The sequence below is a fragment of the Cryobacterium sp. TMT2-15-1 genome (assembly GCF_004402345.1).
Taxonomy (GTDB): Bacteria; Actinomycetota; Actinomycetes; order Actinomycetales; family Microbacteriaceae; genus Cryobacterium; species Cryobacterium sandaracinum.
Window position 1 is genome coordinate 1 of sequence record NZ_SOGD01000013.1, and the last position, 5682, is coordinate 5682.

3 rRNA genes are annotated in these 5682 nt (G+C 53.7%); all 3 read right to left on the reverse strand.

Going from position 1 to position 5682, the window contains the following annotated elements:
• Positions 1-69: 69 nt before the first annotated feature.
• A 5S ribosomal RNA gene (gene rrf / locus E3O62_RS03250) occupies positions 70-186 on the reverse strand.
• Between the two features lie 134 nt (positions 187-320).
• A 23S ribosomal RNA gene (locus tag E3O62_RS03255) occupies positions 321-3449 on the reverse strand.
• 466 nt (positions 3450-3915) lie between these two features.
• A 16S ribosomal RNA gene (locus tag E3O62_RS03260) occupies positions 3916-5437 on the reverse strand.
• Together the 16S, 23S and 5S rRNA genes form the textbook arrangement of a ribosomal RNA operon.
• Positions 5438-5682: the final 245 nt, after the last annotated feature.

Genomic DNA, 5682 nt, shown 5'->3' on the forward strand with positions numbered 1-5682 from the left:
GGGGCGGGGTGGTGGTTAACGCACAATGGCCACCCGTGAGGGTGGCCATTGTGTGTGTTGCTACGTTGAGTCCGGCGGTGTCCTACTCTCCCACAGGGTCCCCCCTGCAGTACCATCGGCGCAGAGAGTCTTAGCTTCCGGGTTCGGAATGTGACCGGGCGTTTCCCTCTCGCTATAGCCGCCGAAACATCTTTCGATGAATCGATTCTATATTTTTTAGTTATAGAGCCCTCACACGGTGTGTTGCCGGTGTGGGCGTTGTTCTCGACCGTACATCGAGAACCACATAGTGGACGCTTGCAGCTTATTCAAACTGGTGTGTTATCAAATTATTGGCTTATTAGTACCGGTCAGCTCCGAGGGTCTTTAGTCCCCTCTTCCACATCCGGCCTATCAACGCAGTAGTCTAGCTGCGAGCCTCTCCCCCGAAGGGATGGAAATCTCATCTCGAAGCCGGCTTCCCGCTTAGATGCTTTCAGCGGTTATCCGTTCCGAACGTAGCTAATCAGCGGTGCTCCTGGCGGAACAACTGACACACCAGAGGTTCGTCCATCCCGGTCCTCTCGTACTAGGGATAGATCTTCTCAAATTTCCTGCGCGCGCAGCGGATAGGGACCGAACTGTCTCACGACGTTCTAAACCCAGCTCGCGTACCGCTTTAATGGGCGAACAGCCCAACCCTTGGGACCTACTCCAGCCCCAGGATGCGACGAGCCGACATCGAGGTGCCAAACCATGCCGTCGATATGGACTCTTGGGCAAGATCAGCCTGTTATCCCCGAGGTACCTTTTATCCGTTGAGCGACAGCGCTTCCACAAGCCACTGCCGGATCACTAGTCCCGACTTTCGTCCCTGCTCGACTTGTCAGTCTCACAGTCAAGCTCCCTTGTGCACTTACACTCGACACCTGATTGCCAACCAGGTTGAGGGAACCTTTGGGCGCCTCCGTTACTTTTTAGGAGGCAACCGCCCCAGTTAAACTACCCACCAGGCACTGTCCCTGAACCGGATCACGGTTCGAAGTTAGATATCCAATATGACCAGAGTGGTATTTCAACGTTGACTCCACCTGAACTAGCGTCCAAGCTTCACAGTCTCCCACCTATCCTACACAAGCCACACCGAACACCAATACCAAGCTGTAGTAAAGGTCACGGGGTCTTTCCGTCCTGCTGCGCGTAACGAGCATCTTTACTCGTAATGCAATTTCGCCGAGTTCGCGGTTGAGACAGCTGGGAAGTCGTTACGCCATTCGTGCAGGTCGGAACTTACCCGACAAGGAATTTCGCTACCTTAGGATGGTTATAGTTACCACCGCCGTTTACTGGGGCTTAAATTCTCAGCTTCGCCTTGCGGCTAACCGTTCCTCTTAACCTTCCAGCACCGGGCAGGCGTCAGTCCGTATACATCGTCTTGCGACTTGGCACGGACCTGTGTTTTTAGTAAACAGTCGCTTCCCACTGGTCTCTGCGGCCTTCGAACGCTCCAGGAGTAAATCCCTTCACGCCTCAGGCCCCCCTTCTCCCGAAGTTACGGGGGCATTTTGCCGAGTTCCTTAACCACGATTCTCTCGATCTCCTTAGTATTCTCTACCTGATCACCTGAGTCGGTTTGGGGTACGGGTGACTAAAACCTCGCGTCGATGCTTTTCTTGGCAGCATAGGATCACTGATTTCGTCCGTGAGGACTACCCATCGGGTCTCAGCCTGATATGAGAGACGGATTTGCCTATCTCTCGGCCTACATCCTTAGACCGGGACAACCATCGCCCGGCTCAGCTACCTTCCTGCGTCACACCTGTTAATACGCTAACCGCACCAACATAGGGTCGCACGCTAGGCCCCACGCTTCACCCCGAAGGGATCCATCTAGGGGATTCAGATGCTTAGCATTACTGGATTAGTTTGGGCGGTTTTTCGCCAGTACGGGAATATAAACCCGTTGTCCATCGACTACGCCTGTCGGCCTCGCCTTAGGTCCCGACTTACCCAGGGCGGATTAGCCTGGCCCTGGAAACCTTGATCTTTCGGAGGACGGGTTTCTCACCCGTCTTTCGCTACTCATGCCTGCATTCTCACTCGTGTAGCCTCCACGGCTGGTTTACACCGCCGCTTCGCTGGCCACACGACGCTCTCCTACCCATCAACACGGCTGAACCAACACCACAAGGGTGCGGCTTACCAAAAATATCAATGCCACAACTTCGGTGGCGTGCTTGAGCCCCGTTACATTGTCGGCGCGGAATCACTTGACCAGTGAGCTATTACGCACTCTTTCAAGGGTGGCTGCTTCTAAGCCAACCTCCTGGTTGTCTGTGCAACTCCACATCCTTTCCCACTTAGCACGCGCTTTGGGACCTTAGTTGGTGGTCTGGGTTGTTTCCCTCTCGACGATGAAGCTTATCCCCCACCGTCTCACTGCTGCGCTCTCACTTACCGGCATTCGGAGTTTGGCTGACGTCAGTAAGCTTTTAGGCCCCATCGGCCATCCAGTAGCTCTACCTCCGGCAAGAAACACGCAACGCTGCACCTAAATGCATTTCGGAGAGAACCAGCTATCACGAAGTTTGATTGGCCTTTCACCCCTATCCACAGCTCATCCCCTCCATTTTCAACTGAAGTGGGTTCGGTCCTCCACGACGTCTTACCGTCGCTTCAACCTGGCCATGGATAGATCACTTCGCTTCGGGTCTAGGACATGCGACTGAATCGCCCTATTCAGACTCGCTTTCGCTACGCATTCCCCTCTCGGGTTAAGCTCGCCACATATCACTAACTCGCAGGCTCATTCTTCAAAAGGCACGCTGTCACCAGAACAAAGCTGGCTCCAACGGTTTGTAAGCAAACGGTTTCAGGTACTATTTCACTCCCCTCCCGGGGTACTTTTCACCTTTCCCTCACGGTACTTGTTCACTATCGGTCATGTAGGAGTATTTAGGCTTATCAGGTGGTCCTGACGGATTCACACGGGATTTCTCGGGCCCCGTGCTACTTGGGATACTCTTCGGGCGATAACTGCATTTCGACTACGGGGTTCGCACCCTCTATGACCAGGCTTTCAATCCTGTTCGTCTATACAACGCTCTAACCCTCACTGTTCGGCAGAAGCAGCAGAAAAGTCCCGCAACCCCGACCATGCAACGCCTGCCGGCTATCACACATGATCGGTTTAGCCTCATCCGGTTTCGCTCGCCACTACTAACGGAATCACTATTGTTTTCTCTTCCTGTGGGTACTGAGATGTTTCACTTCCCCACGTTCCCTCTACCCGCCCTATATATTCAGGCGGGAGTCACCAGGTCACCCAAAGGGCCTGGCGGGGTTTCCCCATTCGGAAATCCTCGGATCACAGTTCGTTTATCAACTCCCCGAGGCTTATCGCAGATTACTACGTCCTTCTTCGGCTCTACATGCCAAGGCATTCACCGTTTGCTCTTAGAAATTTGAAATCACATGAGTTTGAATCGATTGGTGTCACGAATAAATTCGCAACAGAAATTGACCAATGATCAAACACTCTTACGAGTGCTTTGATCTTTGTAATTTGTCGGACCGAAATCCGTCAAATTTAAGATGCTCGCGTCCACTGTGTAGTTCTCAAAGTACGGGCGGTACCCCCTCATGCCCCCAAGTGATGGAGACAAGAAAAGGTCCAGAGGAAAGGTTCATCCGCCGGCCGAAGCCACGAACGTTCCGGTCCCTCAGGACCCAACAGCGTGCATATACGTTTCGTTCAGTGACAAACCATTCCAACCGACGTGCTGTAAACAGCTCGCGGCGTACCGGGTTCACCAGTGTCCTCCACGCATCAATGTCAATGTTCCACCCATGAGCGCCACCGGAGAACGTATGTCTCCGTAATGGCTTGGCACCATGATCTCCCTGTATACAGAGGAGAGGTGCTGTGCTCCTTAGAAAGGAGGTGATCCAGCCGCACCTTCCGGTACGGCTACCTTGTTACGACTTAGTCCTAATCACCGATCCCACCTTCGACAGCTCCTCCCCTTGCGGGTTAGGCCACTGGCTTCGGGTGTTACCGACTTTCATGACTTGACGGGCGGTGTGTACAAGGCCCGGGAACGTATTCACCGCAGCGTTGCTGATCTGCGATTACTAGCGACTCCGACTTCATGAGGTCGAGTTGCAGACCTCAATCCGAACTGAGACCGGCTTTTTGGGATTCGCTCCACCTTGCGGTATTGCAGCCCTTTGTACCGGCCATTGTAGCATGCGTGAAGCCCAAGACATAAGGGGCATGATGATTTGACGTCATCCCCACCTTCCTCCGAGTTGACCCCGGCAGTATCCCATGAGTTCCCACCATTACGTGCTGGCAACATAGGACGAGGGTTGCGCTCGTTGCGGGACTTAACCCAACATCTCACGACACGAGCTGACGACAACCATGCACCACCTGTATAGAGACCTTGCGGGGCGACTGTTTCCAGACGTTTCCTCTATATGTCAAGCCTTGGTAAGGTTCTTCGCGTTGCATCGAATTAATCCGCATGCTCCGCCGCTTGTGCGGGCCCCCGTCAATTCCTTTGAGTTTTAGCCTTGCGGCCGTACTCCCCAGGCGGGGAACTTAATGCGTTAGCTGCGACACGGAGACCGTGGAATGGTCCCCACATCTAGTTCCCAACGTTTACGGCATGGACTACCAGGGTATCTAATCCTGTTCGCTCCCCATGCTTTCGCTCCTCAGCGTCAGTTACGGCCCAGAGATCTGCCTTCGCCATTGGTGTTCCTCCTGATATCTGCGCATTCCACCGCTACACCAGGAATTCCAATCTCCCCTACCGCACTCTAGTCTGCCCGTACCCACTGCAGGCCCGAGGTTGAGCCTCGGGTTTTCACAGCAGACGCGACAAACCGCCTACGAGCTCTTTACGCCCAATAATTCCGGACAACGCTTGCACCCTACGTATTACCGCGGCTGCTGGCACGTAGTTAGCCGGTGCTTTTTCTGCAGGTACCGTCACTTTTACGCTTCTTCCCTACTAAAAGAGGTTTACAACCCGAAGGCCGTCGTCCCTCACGCGGCGTTGCTGCATCAGGCTTTCGCCCATTGTGCAATATTCCCCACTGCTGCCTCCCGTAGGAGTCTGGGCCGTGTCTCAGTCCCAGTGTGGCCGGTCACCCTCTCAGGCCGGCTACCCGTCGTCGCCTTGGTGAGCCATTACCTCACCAACTAGCTGATAGGCCGCGAGCTCATCCTTGACCAAAATTCTTTCCACCCCAGAAGATGCCTTCCAAGGTCGTATCCGGTATTAGACGTCGTTTCCAACGCTTATCCCAGAGTCAAGGGCAGATTGCTCACGTGTTACTCACCCGTTCGCCACTGATCAGAGAAGCAAGCTCCTCATCACCGTTCGACTTGCATGTGTTAAGCACGCCGCCAGCGTTCGTCCTGAGCCAGGATCAAACTCTCCGTAAATGTTTGACTGCACGAAACCCGAAGGCAACGGCACATCTAGAGTGACTGACCACCGGAATAGGCGGACCAGCCACAAGTTTGAAACTGACAGAACAAATCATTACTGACTTGCTTTGTTGTTTAAATGTTTTCCAAAGGAATCTCCTGATCCTTCACCGCTAGAAACGGATCCAAACCACGAGGTTTTTGGCATTTGACATTGTGCACGCTGTTGAGTTCTCAAGGATCGGACGCACTCGACTTCA